Origin of the sequence: Nocardia sp. NPDC051929 (assembly GCF_044548645.1) — a bacterium.
Taxonomy (GTDB): Bacteria; Actinomycetota; Actinomycetes; order Mycobacteriales; family Mycobacteriaceae; genus Nocardia; species Nocardia sichangensis.
Genome location: NZ_JBIUCG010000010.1, coordinates 235,877 through 250,068, shown reverse-complemented (window position 1 = coordinate 250,068; position 14,192 = coordinate 235,877). Strand labels below are relative to the sequence as shown.

Here is a 14,192-nt window from a genome sequence, read left to right as displayed (position 1 = left end):
AGTCGATGCTCTCAGCGTGCTGTCGGGCGGGGCGCGGGCTGAAACAGTTCGACAAAGTTGCCGGAGGGGTCCTCGAGGAGCACCTGTTGCCCGCCGGGGCCGTCGACGATGTCGTTGCGGAAGGTGACGCCCGCGGCTCGCAGCCGCGTGGCCTCGGCGGCGATATCGTCGACGACCAGCTGGAGACGATTCCAGCCGCCGGGTTCCGGGGTAGCGCCATCGGGCATCGGGCGTGCCGCCGAACTCTTCGGCCCCGCCAGCAGCAACTGCAGTGGGCCGCGCACCACTGCGGCGAAGGCCGGGGAGGCGTCGAAGTCGACGGTGAACCCGAGGTGGGTGGTGTAGAACTCGACCGCCGCGGCCACATCGTCGATGAGGTAGCGGACTCGGGCGAGTTCGATCGGTGCGGTCGTGGTCATGGCTGGATCTCCTAGTTGTTGTGTGCCGAGGACATGGCGGTGGGCATGGGTGGGAACCCGATGCGGGTGTCGAGTTCGGCGGCGAGACGACGGAACTCCGGATATGTGGCGCGGTCGGTGTCGCCGGTCGTGGCCGGATCGGGCAGGCTCCAATGCGTCGCGACGGCGCGGCCGTGGTCGCGGGGTACCTCGCGGATCTTGTCGCACAACGTGATCACGTAATCGAAGCGGCGGTCGGCGACCGCATCGAGCGCCTGCGGTCGCTGTGCACCCAGGTCGATCCCGTAGTCCTCCCGGAGCACCCGCGCCGCGTTCGGATGGATCCGCGGTTTGGGATGGCTGCCCGCGCTGGCGACCCGGACGCCGGTCACGCGGTGCCGCAGCAGTGCCTCGGCCATCGGCGACCGGGCACTGTTACCGGTGCACAGGAACAACACCGAACAGTCCTTCGGCCATGGGCGGCCGGACGGAGCCAGCGCCGGATGCAAAGCAACCGCGGCGTCACCGAATGCGGCCGCGCACCGGGACAGGTCGAGATGGTAGTAGCTGTCGCGGCCGTCGAAACTGCTGCGGCGCGCGTCGACCAACCCGGCCGACCGCAGCAGCCGTAGGTGATACGACACCAGATTCTGCGGCTCCCCGACCGCTTGCACCAGCTCCCGCACCCGGCGATCACTCGCCGCCAGCTCGGTCATCAACGCCCACCGCAGCGGATGTGCTGTCATGCGCATCAGCAGCGGAACCGGCACTCGATCCGTGGTACCCACCTCGCCCACATTACATCAAACCAATTTGATGTGTATACCGATCTCTGCTCGTTCCGTAGTTCGGCTTCATTGAACCAAATAGTGTGATAAGCAGTACTGTCAAGATGACTTATTTGAACTAGTCGGTTAACTTTGTGTCATGAAATATGTTGTGGTCGTTGGTGGTACCGATGGGATCGGCCGGGCTGTCGCCCTGAAGCGGCTTGCCGTTGGAGACGCCGTCGTGGTCGTCGGGCGAGACGCCGAGAAAGGCAAGAGCCTTCTCGCGGCAGCCGAGGAGCTCGGGGCGGGCGACCGTGCGCATTTCGTGCCCGCGGATCTCAGTTCGATCGGTGCGACCCGCACCGCCGTCGACGCCATCCGAACCCGTTTCACCACGGTGGATGCCCTGGTGCTCTGTGCCAGGCACTACCGGTCCGATCGGCTGGTGACCGCGGAAGGGTTCGAATACACCTTCGCGCTGTTCTACCTGAGCCGATTCGTGCTCAGCTACGAACTGATCGACCTGCTGAACACCGCCCCGAACCCGGTCATCGTCAATGTGGCCGGTCCGGGCAGCGGAACCAGCGAGATCCGCTGGGACGACCTGGGTTTCGAGCGCGATTACCACGGCCTGCACGCGCTCGCGCAGGGCGGTCAGCTCAACGATCTGCTCGGCATCGAGTTCGCGCGCAGGCCGGTGTCGGCGCGAGTGCGATACGTGCTGGTGCATCCGGGGGTGGTGAATACCGCCCTGTCCGGCGACTACGACGCCGAGATGGCGGCCAGGATCGAAACGATGCGCCGCACCGCACGACCGATCGACGAGGCCATCCGCCCGATCCTCGCGGTACTGGATGATCCGCCGGTCGAGGCGCTGACCGCGATCGCGCAGGGACAGCCGTTGGACGTGCACGGACCCGAGTTCGACACCGCCGCGGCCGCGCGGCTGTACGGCGAGACGACGAAGCTGCTCGGACGGTTGCAGTCGGCGGCGTCGGGCATTTCCCCGGCCAGGTTGCGGCAGGTCCTCGACTCGCCCGTATTCGGTGTCGTTGCCACGATCCAGCCCGACGGCAGCACACATCAATCGGTGGTGTGGATACTGCGAGACGGGGACGATGTCCTCTTCGTCGTGGGGGAGGGCAGTCGCAAAGAGCGCAACCTGCGCCGTGACGCCCGAGTCGGCGTGCTGGTCAACCCACCCGAGCAGCCCTACACCTACGCCGCGATCCACGGTACCGCGACCCTGTCCACCGAAGGCGGTCTCGAAATACGGGATCGTTTGGCGCTGAAGTACACCGGCAAGACCTATCGCGAGCACAATCCGGAAGCCGCGGCCACCTACGGGGATACTCCGATGGTCGTCGTCCGGGTCACGCCCGAACGAATCGTCGGCCGACTCTGAGCCGCGATCATTTCTGAGCCCGGGGAGCAAGCACTGCCACGGCGCGCGCATGGCGTGGCCGGGTGTGTTTCCGAGCGGGTTGTGCGGAAAATATCAGCGGCACTGCGCAACTCGCTGTTACCGACGGCCCGCGCCCGCTCGAGTACGTAGACTTTCGGCGTGACCGATCTCGCGGACTTCGCCCGGCTGATCGCCGGTGACCACGGACTTTGCGTCGTCTCCACCCTTCGAGCCGACAACACGATCCAGTCGTCGCTGGTCAACGCCGGCGTATTGCGACACCCGGCGACCGGTGCCGACGTGGTCGGCATGGTGGTACGCGGCGGCGTGCGCAAACTGGACAACCTGCGGGCCCGGGCGCGTGCCACGATCGTGGTCCGTGTCGGTTGGCAATGGTGCGCCGCCGAGGGGCCGGTGTGGATCGCCGGTCCGGACGACCCGGCCCCCGGGGTCGATGCCGAGCGGTTGCGGTTGCTGCTGCGTGAGGTGTTCACCGCGGCCGGTGGCGTGCACGAGGATTGGGACGAGTACGACAGAGTGATGGCCGCCGAGCGCCGGGCGGTGGTGTTGATCTCGCCGGATCGCGTCTACGGCAACGGCTGAGCTTCGCCGGGGCCCGGAAGAGCCGGAAATGGGCGCGAGGCAGCGCGTAGTTCCGATCATGTCGAGCGGGATCGGTTACCGGAATCGACAGGCTTGTTAGCGTCAGCCTGGTGAATCTCGATCTGGATGGAAAGCGCGCGATCGTGACCGGCGGCAGCCGGGGGATCGGATTGGCTGTCGCTCGCGGGCTCGCCAACGAAGGTGTGGATGTGGTGATCGCGGCGCGTGCGGCCGAACCGCTCGCGGCCGCTGCCCGGACATTGGCCGAGGAGACGGGCCGGCGAGTGGTCGCGATACCGACCGACACCGGCGACGACGGCCAGGTCGAGGCGCTGGTGGAGCGCACCGTCGCCGAATTGGGCGGCGTCGACATCCTGGTGAACTCCGCCGCCACGCCGTGGAGTGCGGGCGCGAGCGCCGACCTGGCGGCCACCAGCGACGATGTGGTGCGGCGTGAAGTGGAGATCAAGGTGCTCGGATATCTGCGCACCGCCCGCGCGGTCGCCCCTCATCTGGTCGAGCAGCGCTGGGGCCGGATCATCAACATCAGTGGACTCGGTGCGCGCCAGGCGAATTCCATCGCCCAGACGATTCGGAACATCAGCGTCTCGGCATTGACCAAGAATTTGGCGGACGAGCTCGGTCCGAAGGGCATCAATGTGACGGTCGTGCATCCGGGGCTGACCAGGACCGAACGCCTGACCCAGCGGTTGACCGCGCAAGCCGAGGAGTCGGGGAATACGGTCACCGAACTCGAAGCCGAGCTGGCGAAGAATACGCTGCGCCGGGTCATCGACGCCGCGGAAGTCGCCGACGTGGTGACCTTCCTCGCGTCACCCCGCAGTATCGCGATCACCGGCGACGCCATCGCGGTCGGCGGCGGCGTCCCGGGTCCGGTCTTCTACTGAGAGCGCCGCGCAGGGCGAACTTCGCCCGCGCGTAGCTCGCGCTCTGTCGCCTATCCGGCCGCTTGGAAGGGTCCCGCGACCATCCAGTTCTCGGCGATCCTGTCGTTGTGCACGCGGATCTCGAGGTGACCGAATCGATGACCCTCGTCTCCGCGACCGCAGACGCGGGCAACGGCGTGCCGACCATGCTCGCCGTCTGCTCACCCTGACCTTCGAGGGTCTGACGTCCGAGGGCTGAACGGGTCGCCACCCAGGCCTCCTGATGCGGTGGGCGGTGGTGGATAGTCGTCGACGGTCATAGCGTTGTAGACGCGTGTGCTTTTGGTGGCGAGGCGGAGGAAGGCGCGGCCGGGGCCTGCGGGCAGGGCGGATAACAGTCGGGTGGCCTGCACCAGTCCCGAGACACCGAGGCGGGATGTGGGGATCAGGGTCTTGGCTGCGCTGAGCGCGACGGCGTGGCCGCCGCGTATGTGTTCGGCCATCGCGTGTTCGTAGGCGGGGAAGGCGCGCTCGTGGTCGCCGCCCGCTCGTGCGAGTTCTCCGGCGAGGACGTACGCGCCGACGACGGCCAGCGTGGTGCTGCCGCCGACGGCCGGGCCGGGGCAGTAGCCCGCGTCGCCGACGAGCGTCACCCGGCCTCGGGACCAGGTGTCCATGCGGAGTTGGGTGATGGAGTCGAAGTAGAACGCCGGGGTGTGGTCGAGTTCGTCGAGCCAGCGGTCCACGTCGGTGTCGAAACCGTGGAATGCTTTACGCAGCAGCTCTTTCTGCCGTGACACGTCGTGGCGGTGGTAGTCGAGTTCGCGGTTGCTGCGGAACAGGAACAACGCACGCGCCTCGCCGAGGTGGCGTACACCGTAGATACCTGCGGTGCGGCCGACACCGACGTGGATGTGGAGTTCGCTGTCGCAGCCGTAGGCGCCGGGCAGGGTCATCACCCCGAGATAGGCCCCGGCGAAGGCGCTGAAGCGCGATTCCTCGCCGAAGACCAGGCGGCGCACAGAGGAGTGCAGCCCGTCCGCGCCGACGACGAGGTCGAAGCGGCGCTGCGCGGACTTCTCGAACCGTACCTCGCCCTCGGGTGAGATCGCGGTGATCGAGTCGCCGAAGAGATATTCGACGTCGTCGGAGGCGGCGTCATAGTAGATCTCGCTGAGGTCGTCGCGCATGATCTCGGCGTGTTGGTCGGAAGTGGCGCCGAAGATCTTGGCGAGATCCACGCTGGCGGGCCGCCGCGCGCCTTCGGGGTGGAGTGTCATCCGGTTCGTGCCGGTGGCCCGTTCCTGGATGCGCGCCAGCACGCCCATCTTCTGCGAGATGTCCATCGCGGGCCGGAACAGGTCGACCGCGTGGCCGCCGGTCTTGCGCAGGGTCGGCGCGCGTTCGACGACGGTGACGGAGAAGCCGTGCCTGGTGAGCCAGTACGCCAGCACCGGTCCGGCGATGCTTGCACCGGAGATGAGGATCCGCACGAGTATGCCTCCCTTTTGCTGAAAGCGCCGATCCAGTTGGGCATCGTCGATCCGAAACTCCACTGCCACTTCGGATCTGGATCCGAACACCGACTCGACGCCGCAGCGGCGCTGGTCTCAGCCATTGGTTCTCCTTCGGACGGTCCGTACAGGGACTACCTTGCTGGGCGACCGAAGATTCGTCTTGAACAAATGTCAGCGTTCACGGTCGGCAGGAACCGCTCATACGATCGGCGTGCGGCCATGGGAAATCCGTGACGGCCCGGCGTGGCTACGTGCTGTTCCTATCCCGCCGTGACGGGTCGCCGTCGATCGGTTCCACCGTTGGGCGCCTGCTGAGCAGCGCGCGGCCTCCCGCCTCGGCCGACTCCAACAGGTACCGCAGCCCGTCCCACGACCTGTCCAGGTAACCGCTCGGATCCGCACCGCTGTACAGATGGGCATGTCTCTGTTAGCAATAAGGGACGGGTCTGTCTTGAGGATGCAGGGTGGGCCGGTATCGAGCGCGCTAGGCGCGAAATGAATCGAGTGCCCTATGAGCACAGAATTGCACGGTCTCGGCGGCGCCGCCCACCCCTCGTCGGACGGGTGGAAAGACGCCCTCCTCGGACTGGACGCGACCATCGAACACCGCGGCAACGCGACCGTCGTCCACGTCCATGGTGAAGTCGATGCCTACACGCTGCCCGCGTGGCGGCGATTGCTATACGAGGCCGGAGCGACCACCGCGGCGCCGGGGTCGATCGTGATCGATGCGAGCGGTCTCGGCTTCATGTCCTGCCGTTCGCTGCTGATCTTGGCCGAAGAATCCGAGGCATGCCTGCGCCGGGGCATCCGGCTGCGAGTGGTCGGTGACCGGCTGGTAGTGGCCCGCGTCGTGGCCGTCCTCGACCTCGACGCCCTGCGGCCCGTTCACTCCTCTGTCGAGGACGCGCTGGCCGACTCGCTGCGGAGCGGGCGATTCCACGGCATCGGGCCACGTGCGGCGTGGCGCGGTCACGCCGGAACACCGGAGCCGCGACCTCTCTGACGCTGTCTTCTCGGCACCGGGGCTCCGCTCGAATGCCCTGGTGCCGGGGTCGGCGGATCGAGCCTTGACAGGCGACGTGTCAGCAATCACATCGAACGAATCCTCTTGTTCTACGACCGGCTGTTCGGCCCCGGCAAGGATCCCGCCGTCGATCACGGCACGATCCATGCCACACCCGGCGACTGGTGGACCGTGTTCGCTCAATCGCCGGACGTATTCCGGCACGCTGTGCGCGGTTTCGCCGTCTACCGCAGTGCGATCCTCGATCCGGCCTCGCGCGAATTGGGTCAGAGCCGGGCCGGTCGTGGAAATCAGCGACCTGTCCGCGGATCTGTCCGGCGCCTGACCGAGTCGGCGCGGGGGTCTATGCCGGTTCGGCGGATCGGATCGCCGCCTCGAGTGTGCGCAGAGCCGCGGTGAGCACGGTGCGTTCGTCGGCGGCGAGTTGGTCGGTGAAGGCGGTTTCGTGCTCCAGTAGGGCGGGCACGACCTGTTCGATGTGGCGATGGCCGTCCGGCGTGAGCGAGACCAGGACGCCGCGCCGGGTGGTCGAGGTCGGTTCGCGGGTGATCAGCCCGGCCGCTTCCGCACGGGCGAGGCGCTGGGAGACGGCGCCCGCGGTGACGAGGCTGCGGGCGGCGATCTGGCGGGTGGTCAGCTGGTAGGGCGGACCGGATCGGCGCAGGGTGCTGAGCAGGTCGAGGGTCGATTCATCGATGCCGAGCCGCTGGAGGGTGCGCTGTCGCTCGTCGGTGAGGAGTTTGGCGACTCGCCACAGCGGCGTGAGGATCTCGATCGACTCGACTCGCGCGCCGGGCAGTTCGCGGCGCCATGCCGCGGCTATCCGGGCGGGCGACGGTATCTCGTCGTGTGCTTCGTGCGTCATTGCCGGAAGTCTCTCCCCTCGGTACATTTAGCGCTAAATATACCGAGAGGAGATGAGAATGCGCGGAACGGTCGTCGTCACCGGTGCGAGCGGGGGAATCGGACGCCGGGTGGCTCAGCGGTTCGCCGAAGGCGGGGCGGACGTGGTGATCACCGGGCGTTCGAAGGAACGGGTGGAGCGGGCGGCACAGGAACTCGGAGTGCGGGGAATCGTTTGTGATGCGGCGATTCCAACGGAGGTGGAGCGGTTCGCCGAATCGGTCGGGCCCGAAGTGGATGTGCTGGTGAACATGGCCGGGGGCAACACCGATCTCGTCGTCGGGAACGGTGCCGCGGTGTCGTTGGCGGAGTTGGCCGAGCAGTGGACGGCGAACCTGTCGACGAATCTCTTGAGTGCGGTCCTGACCACCTCGGCGCTGCGGGAGCGGCTGCGACCCGGTGGAGCGGTGATCAATGTCGGCTCGATCGGCGCGGAGTATGCCGCGGGGTCCTACGGCGCCGCGAAGGCGGCGCTGGCGGCGTGGTCGGCCGGCTTGTCGGCGCAACTGGCGCCGAAGGGTGTCACGGTGAACACGGTCGCGCCCGGTTACATCGAGAACACCGATTTCTTCCAAGGGCAATTGAGCGAGCAACGGCGTAGCTGGTTGATCGACTCCACGCACGACAAACGCGCGGGAGAGCCCGATGACGTCGCCGGGCTGATCGAGTTCCTGGCCTCCCCGCACGCCCGGCACATCACGGGCCAGACGATTCACGTCAACGGCGGTGCGCACACGACCAGATGAATGCTCCGTGAGCGGCGATTGGGTTCGGGCTGATCGCAATTCTATTCGCGCACGGGCGCGTGCGGTTGAATCCGGTATCACCTCCGTTCGTCGTCCGGAGCGGTGTCGCACGTCTCGGCTCGAATCGTGGGGACTGCACCGAACCGGGGCGGACACGGCTTCAGACGAGGAGCACCACATGACAGCGCAGGCCGCCGCGGCAACTCCGACCGACGCCTTCGTCGCCGACTGGCAGGACTGGCACCGCGGACAAGAGGCGCGACTGGCCGACCCGCACGGATTCCTGGCCATCACCGATCTGCACTGGCTGGCCGAGACGCCGCAGCGATTCTCCGACGCGCCGGGTGCCTGGTCCACCGGCGCCGACGGGGTGACGGTGGTGCTCGACGACGGTGAGGAGCTGGTGGTCGACGGGAAACCCGTGCGCGGACGGCATGTGTTCGGGGTCATCCCCGAACGCGGCGGCGTGAACGCTGTCTGGGGTGACGCGGTGATCGAGGTCGCCAAGCGCGGCGGGCACGACATCGTTCGGCCACGGCACCCGGACAACCCGCTGCGCACGGCATTTCGCGGCACGCCCGCCTACGCGCCGCACCCGAAGTGGGTGGTCTCCGGGCGATATGTCGCCTTCCCGGAGCCGCAGCCGACCACGGTCGGCGCCGCTGTCGAAGGACTGGAACACGTCTACGACGCGCCGGGGCAGGTCGAGTTCGAGTTGGACGGACGGCCGCTGCGCCTGACCGCTTTCCCCGGCAAGGACCCCGGCGCCCTGACCGTGCTCTTCACCGACGAAACCTCCGGGGTCACCACATACGCCGCCAACCGGGTGCTGCAGCTGTCGCCGCCGGATGCCGACGGTTCGGTGGATCTGGACTTCAATCGGGCCGCGAATCTGCCCTGCGCCTACACCGACCTGGCGACCTGCCCGTTGCCGCCCGCGGAGAACCGGCTCCCGGTCGCGATCGAAGCCGGTGAGAAGCTGCCGTACGAGCGCGGCTGAACCGATGAGCGACACGACACCTCGGATCAGGACGTTGTCGTTCCTGACGCCGGGCAACTATCCCGACGACGATCCGTACTCCGGGCTCGAGGACACGCTACGGCTGTTCGAGTACGGCGAAAGCCTCGGTTTCGACGGTGCGTGGATCCGGCAGCGTCATCTCGAGCACGGCGTCGGGTCGGCAGCGGTGTTCCTGGCCGCCGCCGGTCAGCGCACCAGTCGAATCCAATTGGGCACGGCCGTGATTCCCATCGGCTACGAAAGCCCGTTCCGGCTGGCCGAGGATCTGTCGCTGGCGGATGTGCTGTCGCGGGGCCGGTTGCAAGCCGGTTTCAGTGCGGGCACGCCGCCGCATGCCGACTTGCTCGGCGGCCTGGTCTTCGACGGGGACTGGCGCACCTACGACCTTTCCTACGGACGGATCGCCCGGCTGATCGAGAACCTGCGGGGCGACTATCTCGGTGACGCCGACACGGTGATCCACTCCCCGGGCAACACCCAGCGGCCGCGGTTACAGCCGCACAATCCCGGTTTGATCGACCGGCTGTGGTACGGCGGGGCCAGCACCCGTTCGGTGCGCTGGGCAGGGGAGAACGGGCTGAACCTCCTGACGGGGAACATCGTGTTCGGCGAGCACAGCGACGATTTCACCACCACCCAGTCGAGCCTGATCGGCGAGTACCGCGGACTGGTGGATCCGGCTCGGCCCGCCCGGGTCGCGGTGGGACGGGTGATCGTTCCGTTCGACAGCGCCGACCGCGCGACTCGCGAGCGGTACCGGCAGTACGCGGAGAGCAGGCGCGAGCGCACCCTCGGGCCGCAGGGGCCGCGGCGCGTCCTGTTCGCCCCGGACCTGGTCGGGCCCGCCGAGGAGATCATCGATCGGCTGCGGGCCGATCCGGTGCTCGCGCAGACTTCGGAACTGCGACTGGAGCTTCCGTACGAGTTCCACCGCGCCGACTACGAGCAGATCCTGCACGACACCGTGGAGTTGATCGCGCCGGCGCTGGGTCGTCGGACCGCGACCGGTACCGAGCACGAGACCGGTGAGGTGGCCGCCCCCGCGTGATCCTTGATGCCCGATCGACTGCCCGATCGACTCCGGGTGCCGGTCGACGTGTCAGTGGTTCGTGATCCAGGTATCGGTGAATTCCGCTTCCGCGGCGAGCATGTCGACCAGCCGTGCGACGACGGCCGCTTCGATCTTCTTGCCGAACAACGGGATCCCCACCTCGGCCGCGCCGTCCACGACCGCCACCGCGGCGGCATCCTGCTCGGTGAGCCGGACGGTGCCGCTCACCCGCGCGGGCACACCCTCGACGTCGGCGTCGAAACTGCCGCCCTCCTGGGTGTAGGTCTCGGTGCGGGTGACGACCAGGCCCTCGGGGCGCACCGCGGTGACGGCGCCGGGCAACTCGGCCGCCGCTATGGTCTGCACCATTCGCACGTGCAAACGGTCCTCGGCGGCATCGAACTCCACGAGGACTCCGCCGACCTCCTCGACGCGGTCTTTCCAGTACCGCTCGTCGGCCAGCGCCGCGCGAAGCGCGTCGGCCGGATGGGAGTAGGTGGCCGTGTACGCCAAGGGGGTCGCCATATCGGCACACGCTACCTGCCGCGCCGCCTGCCCGAGCCGGTGAATCGCCGAGCCGTGCCGCCGGATCCGCTGAATCGCCTTGGCAAGCACCAGCTTCGACACCTCCATACCCAGTCCGGTATGCCTTCCGGTGCGGTGCGGCGTGCCTTGCCCCCGGCGGGGAGTGGCCGTCTCAGACCGGGCAACCGCCCGTCGAGCCCGGGGGCGGCGCGAAGGAGTCCAGCGCGTACTTGCGGTGATAGCGGACGAGCTTCTCGTATTGCAGGCGGTTGTAGGCCAGCGGGAGCAGCAGCAACCGATCCGGCAGCAGACGCCATGCCGCTTGCAGCACACGGACGTACACGGCGAACTCGAGGTGGTGGCGCCGCTTCAGCTCGAACCCGACCATGCGGCGGACGCCGGGGTGCATGACCTCGGCCGAGCACACCTGGATCACGTGACCGGTGAAAGGGCGTAGCAGCAGCCACAACGGCATGAGCACGGTGCGAACGAGCTGCGGCAGCCCGAGGGTGGGCAACGGGAGCCGGGTCAGGCCCGCGAACTGCTCGACCAGGAACGGGTTCGAGGACAGCTCCCGCTCCACCATCGCGTCGTAGTATTCGGTCGCCGACGCCAGGTCCGGGGGTAGCTTGCCCGACCGCGCCGCCAACTCCAGCCCGGAAAACCCCTCGCGCAGCATCTGATAGGCGGCTTCCTTCTCCTCCGGGCGCAGCACCGTCCCGGTGCAGTAGGTGAAGGTGTTCAGCGCGACGAACATCCCGCTCACCCCCACCCAGATCCACGTCTGCGGATCGAGGGCGCTGTAGCGGACGTCGTGATAGTCGCCGCGACCCCGGCCGTGCACGTCACGGTGGCGCTGTTTGAGCCACTCGGCCTCGGCCAGCCGGTCGGCAGGGTCGCCCCACATCGCCAGCAGGGCCGAGAAACTCGAACGTACGCCACGATCGGCGAAGTTCGCGGCGAAGCGGCCGGTACGGTCGACGGCGGCGGCGACGGGGACGAGCGCGACCTGGTCGAAGGCGGCGCCGGCGAAGACGCCCGACAGCACGCTGCCGGTATGCCTGCGGAACTCGGCGAGGACCTCGGGGCGAACCCGATCGAAGGGCGCCGCGCCGACGCCGGGCTCTGAAACAACGGGCAGCTCTGCGTTCGTCGTCATGGGTCACCTCTGAACTACGGGTGATAGTGATATGGCTTCAAGACTATCATTTGTGGACGTGGTGAACGGGTCCCCGCATGCGGGGACGCGGAAGAGCTGACGGTGGTGGTGAGGCGCCGCACGGGACGGGCGGTAGGCTCACGCCGATGAGGGCGCAGCGAAACGATTCGAGCAAGCCCGAGACGAGCACCAGGCGGAACAAGACCGCGGGTGACGTGGGCCCGGCCGAACCGCATTCCGCCACGCGCCCGCAGGGACGCGGCGGTGACCAGACCGTCCCGGAGTTTCTGGCCGCGGTGGGCGATGTATGGGCCGATCTCGTCGCGCTGGACGCCCGATCTCGCCGCATCGTCGAGGCCGCCCGCGACTGCTTCGCCGAGGTGGGTTTCGAGGAGACGACCATGGTCCGCATCGCCGAGCAGGCCGGTGTCGGCGTCGCCACGGTCTATCGCCGTTTCGGCACCAAGTCCGCGCTGGTCCGCTACGCCCTCATGGCCGAGTCGCAACGGGTCGGGATCATCGTGGCCGAGGCGGTGCAGCGCTCGGCGGGTCCGGTCAGCGCGCTGGCGGAGATGTTCTCGGCGTTCGTGAGCGAGGCGAAGGCCCCCCGGTTGCTGACGCGCAGCCTTCGCGTCTCGTCCGCGGCAGGGGAACTCACCCGTTTCCTCACCGGTGACGAATTCATCGAGCAGGGACGGGCATTGGTGGCGCGCTTCATAGTGCACTGGCAGAAGCGGGGCGAGCTGGGCGTCTTCGACGCCGAGGTGGTCGCCGAGCTGTTCGTCCGCCTGACGATGTCGTTCATCTCGAATCCGCGCGGCGCGCTCCCGCTCGCCGACGCCGCGGCGGCGAAGGAGTTCGCCCGGCGTTTTCTCGCACCGTTGTTGTTCCCGCATCCCGGCGGGGTTAGCCGCTCCCGATAGCGGCTACTGTTCGGCCGCACGCGATAAGCCGGGGATCTCAGTTCTCGCTGACGATCGACAGCGCCGCAGTGGTTTTCGACCGGTGCACGTGCCCAGAGCTTGTCGGTGCCATGTCCTACTGTCCGAGAGATGCGCAACAGGATTGCTGGATTCGCCTACGATCGCGTGACGGTCGGCGATATCGGTCTCCACGTAGCCATGGCCGGAGCAGGCGCCCCGATCGTGCTCTTACACGGCTTTCCGCAGACCCATTTCGCTTGGCGGCACGTCGCGACGGACCTCGCTCGCGACCATCTGGTGATCTGCCCTGATCTGCGCGGCTACGGCGACAGCGACAAGCCCGTCGGCGAGCCGGATGGCAGCACCTACGCGAAACGGACGATGGCCGCCGACATCATCGGGCTCATGCGGGCGCTGGGCCATGAGCGATTCGCGCTCGCCGGACACGATCGAGGAGGATTGGTCGCGTTCCGTGCAGGTTTGGACCACCCGGACGCGATCAGCCATCTCGCGATTCTGGACGTGCTGCCCGCCGCGGACATGTGGTCCACCCTGCACGGGACATCCGGCATCTTCGCCTTCCATCTGTACCTGCTCGCACAACCTTCCGACGTGGCCGAGCGCATGATCGGAGCCGACCCCGATCTGTTCTTCGGGCACTTCCTCGACGACTGGTGCCGGATACCCGGCGCGATTCCCGGGGAAGCCCGCGCCGCATACCTCGCGGCTGCCCGCGCGCCCGGCGCCGTTCGCGCGGTGTGCGCCGACTATCGGGCCAGCGCCTCCATCGACAACGTCCACGACGAAGCCGATCGTCGTGCGGGCCGCCGGTTGACCATGCCCGTCGCCGCGCTCTGGCAGGATCCGGGCGAGGTCGTGCTTCCGTTCGATCCCCTATCGATCTGGTCGGGATGGGCGAACGATCTTCGCGCCGGGACCGTGCGGTGCGGACACTTCCTGCCGGAGGAGATGCCCGGCCCCGTCATTGAAGCCATACGAAACCTGATCGACCGACCCGCGGCGACGGCCGTCAGGGCAGATGCATGAGTTGCCGGGAGAGGGTGAACAGGCGGCGGGCGAGTTTGGTGACCGGCAGACCGAGCGGAAGCAGGATCACCGTCACGCATAGGATCGCGCCGACGAGCCACAGCACGGCCGCGACCAGCCCCAGTACCGTGCCGAGCACGGCCGTGAGGATCCCCAGCACGACGCCGAGCAGGCCCTGTAGCGCTCGCATGATGACCTTCCGGTGTCCAT

At 67.8% G+C, this 14,192-nt stretch carries 16 protein-coding genes and 1 pseudogene; 10 read left to right on the top strand and 7 right to left on the bottom strand.

What is annotated here, in order from left to right:
• Positions 1-11: 11 nt before the first annotated feature.
• Both ACIHAX_RS15590 and ACIHAX_RS15585 read right to left on the bottom strand, forming a co-directional pair.
• Complete coding sequence (locus ACIHAX_RS15590) at positions 12-419, bottom strand: VOC family protein (RefSeq protein ID WP_355074179.1); 408 nt, start codon at positions 417-419, stop codon at positions 12-14.
• Positions 420-430: 11 nt separating this feature from the next.
• Entirely contained in the window at positions 431-1,186 is a 756-nt protein-coding gene (locus ACIHAX_RS15585; RefSeq protein WP_397278021.1) for an ArsR family transcriptional regulator, read from the bottom strand.
• A 139-nt stretch (positions 1,187-1,325) separates the two neighbouring features.
• On the opposite strand from ACIHAX_RS15585, the gene ACIHAX_RS15580 reads away from it, so the two are divergent.
• The 3 genes from ACIHAX_RS15580 to ACIHAX_RS15570 all read left to right on the top strand — a co-directional run bounded on the left by ACIHAX_RS15580 (position 1,326) and on the right by ACIHAX_RS15570 (position 4,084).
• The gene (locus ACIHAX_RS15580; RefSeq protein ID WP_397278019.1) at positions 1,326-2,573 is read left to right on the top strand and encodes a TIGR03618 family F420-dependent PPOX class oxidoreductase; all 1,248 of its coding nucleotides are present in this window, start codon (positions 1,326-1,328) and stop codon (positions 2,571-2,573) included.
• Positions 2,574-2,732: 159 nt separating this feature from the next.
• Positions 2,733-3,176: a pyridoxamine 5'-phosphate oxidase gene (locus ACIHAX_RS15575; protein ID WP_355074173.1), complete on the top strand. Its 444-nt coding sequence runs from the start codon at positions 2,733-2,735 to the stop codon at positions 3,174-3,176.
• 110 nt (positions 3,177-3,286) lie between these two features.
• Positions 3,287-4,084, top strand: coding sequence for an SDR family NAD(P)-dependent oxidoreductase (locus ACIHAX_RS15570; RefSeq protein WP_397278016.1), 798 nt, complete (start codon positions 3,287-3,289; stop codon positions 4,082-4,084).
• A 200-nt stretch (positions 4,085-4,284) separates the two neighbouring features.
• On the opposite strand, the gene ACIHAX_RS15565 is transcribed toward ACIHAX_RS15570, so the two are convergent.
• A complete protein-coding gene (locus ACIHAX_RS15565; protein ID WP_397278014.1) occupies positions 4,285-5,556 on the bottom strand; it encodes an FAD-dependent monooxygenase in 1,272 nt (423 codons plus the stop codon).
• A gap of 535 nt (positions 5,557-6,091) precedes the next feature.
• On the opposite strand from ACIHAX_RS15565, the gene ACIHAX_RS15560 reads away from it, so the two are divergent.
• Both ACIHAX_RS15560 and ACIHAX_RS15555 read left to right on the top strand, forming a co-directional pair.
• The gene (locus ACIHAX_RS15560; protein ID WP_364426660.1) at positions 6,092-6,586 is read left to right on the top strand and encodes an anti-sigma factor antagonist; all 495 of its coding nucleotides are present in this window, start codon (positions 6,092-6,094) and stop codon (positions 6,584-6,586) included.
• A gap of 90 nt (positions 6,587-6,676) precedes the next feature.
• Positions 6,677-6,889: pseudogene (locus ACIHAX_RS15555) on the top strand (carboxymuconolactone decarboxylase family protein); the annotation flags it as partial.
• A 61-nt stretch (positions 6,890-6,950) separates the two neighbouring features.
• On the opposite strand, the gene ACIHAX_RS15550 reads toward ACIHAX_RS15555, so the two are convergent.
• Positions 6,951-7,472 carry a MarR family winged helix-turn-helix transcriptional regulator gene (locus tag ACIHAX_RS15550; RefSeq protein ID WP_397278012.1) on the bottom strand — a complete coding sequence of 174 codons (522 nt, stop codon included), beginning with the start codon at positions 7,470-7,472 and terminating at the stop codon, positions 6,951-6,953.
• A 58-nt stretch (positions 7,473-7,530) separates the two neighbouring features.
• On the opposite strand from ACIHAX_RS15550, the gene ACIHAX_RS15545 reads away from it, so the two are divergent.
• The 3 genes from ACIHAX_RS15545 (at position 7,531) to ACIHAX_RS15535 (ending at position 10,325) form a co-directional block, all read left to right on the top strand.
• The gene (locus ACIHAX_RS15545) at positions 7,531-8,256 is read left to right on the top strand and encodes an SDR family oxidoreductase (protein WP_364426654.1); all 726 of its coding nucleotides are present in this window, start codon (positions 7,531-7,533) and stop codon (positions 8,254-8,256) included.
• A gap of 178 nt (positions 8,257-8,434) precedes the next feature.
• The gene (locus ACIHAX_RS15540; protein WP_397278010.1) at positions 8,435-9,256 is read left to right on the top strand and encodes a DUF1684 domain-containing protein; all 822 of its coding nucleotides are present in this window, start codon (positions 8,435-8,437) and stop codon (positions 9,254-9,256) included.
• Between the two features lie 4 nt (positions 9,257-9,260).
• Positions 9,261-10,325, top strand: a complete 1,065-nt coding sequence (locus ACIHAX_RS15535; protein ID WP_355074158.1) for an LLM class flavin-dependent oxidoreductase — start codon at positions 9,261-9,263, stop codon at positions 10,323-10,325.
• Positions 10,326-10,376: 51 nt separating this feature from the next.
• On the opposite strand, the gene ACIHAX_RS15530 is transcribed toward ACIHAX_RS15535, so the two are convergent.
• Together ACIHAX_RS15530 and ACIHAX_RS15525 are read right to left on the bottom strand one after the other, a co-directional pair.
• Positions 10,377-10,961, bottom strand: a complete 585-nt coding sequence (locus tag ACIHAX_RS15530) for a DUF2505 domain-containing protein (RefSeq protein WP_397278008.1) — start codon at positions 10,959-10,961, stop codon at positions 10,377-10,379.
• 64 nt (positions 10,962-11,025) lie between these two features.
• Positions 11,026-12,012, bottom strand: a complete 987-nt coding sequence (locus ACIHAX_RS15525; protein WP_397278006.1) for an oxygenase MpaB family protein — start codon at positions 12,010-12,012, stop codon at positions 11,026-11,028.
• Positions 12,013-12,158: 146 nt separating this feature from the next.
• On the opposite strand from ACIHAX_RS15525, the gene ACIHAX_RS15520 reads away from it, so the two are divergent.
• Both ACIHAX_RS15520 and ACIHAX_RS15515 read left to right on the top strand, forming a co-directional pair.
• Positions 12,159-12,935 (top strand): TetR/AcrR family transcriptional regulator, encoded by a 777-nt coding sequence (locus ACIHAX_RS15520; protein ID WP_364426639.1) that lies wholly within the window; start codon positions 12,159-12,161, stop codon positions 12,933-12,935.
• 129 nt (positions 12,936-13,064) lie between these two features.
• Positions 13,065-13,982, top strand: coding sequence for an alpha/beta hydrolase (locus tag ACIHAX_RS15515; protein ID WP_364426636.1), 918 nt, complete (start codon positions 13,065-13,067; stop codon positions 13,980-13,982).
• Here the strand turns inward: ACIHAX_RS15515 and ACIHAX_RS15510 are convergent.
• Positions 13,966-14,172, bottom strand: coding sequence for a hypothetical protein (locus ACIHAX_RS15510; RefSeq protein ID WP_355074149.1), 207 nt, complete (start codon positions 14,170-14,172; stop codon positions 13,966-13,968). The genes ACIHAX_RS15515 and ACIHAX_RS15510 overlap by 17 nt on opposite strands.
• Positions 14,173-14,192: the final 20 nt, after the last annotated feature.

Coding starts and splice junctions, on each gene's coding strand:
- ACIHAX_RS15580 (WP_397278019.1), top strand. CDS start 1,326: ATGAAATATGTTGTGGTCGTTGGTGGTACCGATGGGATCGGCCGGGCT.
- ACIHAX_RS15515 (WP_364426636.1), top strand. CDS start 13,065: ATGCGCAACAGGATTGCTGGATTCGCCTACGATCGCGTGACGGTCGGC.
- ACIHAX_RS15535 (WP_355074158.1), top strand. CDS start 9,261: ATGAGCGACACGACACCTCGGATCAGGACGTTGTCGTTCCTGACGCCG.
- ACIHAX_RS15560 (WP_364426660.1), top strand. CDS start 6,092: ATGAGCACAGAATTGCACGGTCTCGGCGGCGCCGCCCACCCCTCGTCG.
- ACIHAX_RS15525 (WP_397278006.1), bottom strand. CDS start 12,012: ATGACGACGAACGCAGAGCTGCCCGTTGTTTCAGAGCCCGGCGTCGGC.
- ACIHAX_RS15540 (WP_397278010.1), top strand. CDS start 8,435: ATGACAGCGCAGGCCGCCGCGGCAACTCCGACCGACGCCTTCGTCGCC.
- ACIHAX_RS15545 (WP_364426654.1), top strand. CDS start 7,531: ATGCGCGGAACGGTCGTCGTCACCGGTGCGAGCGGGGGAATCGGACGC.
- ACIHAX_RS15550 (WP_397278012.1), bottom strand. CDS start 7,472: ATGACGCACGAAGCACACGACGAGATACCGTCGCCCGCCCGGATAGCC.
- ACIHAX_RS15520 (WP_364426639.1), top strand. CDS start 12,159: ATGAGGGCGCAGCGAAACGATTCGAGCAAGCCCGAGACGAGCACCAGG.
- ACIHAX_RS15510 (WP_355074149.1), bottom strand. CDS start 14,172: ATGCGAGCGCTACAGGGCCTGCTCGGCGTCGTGCTGGGGATCCTCACG.
- ACIHAX_RS15530 (WP_397278008.1), bottom strand. CDS start 10,961: ATGGAGGTGTCGAAGCTGGTGCTTGCCAAGGCGATTCAGCGGATCCGG.
- ACIHAX_RS15590 (WP_355074179.1), bottom strand. CDS start 419: ATGACCACGACCGCACCGATCGAACTCGCCCGAGTCCGCTACCTCATC.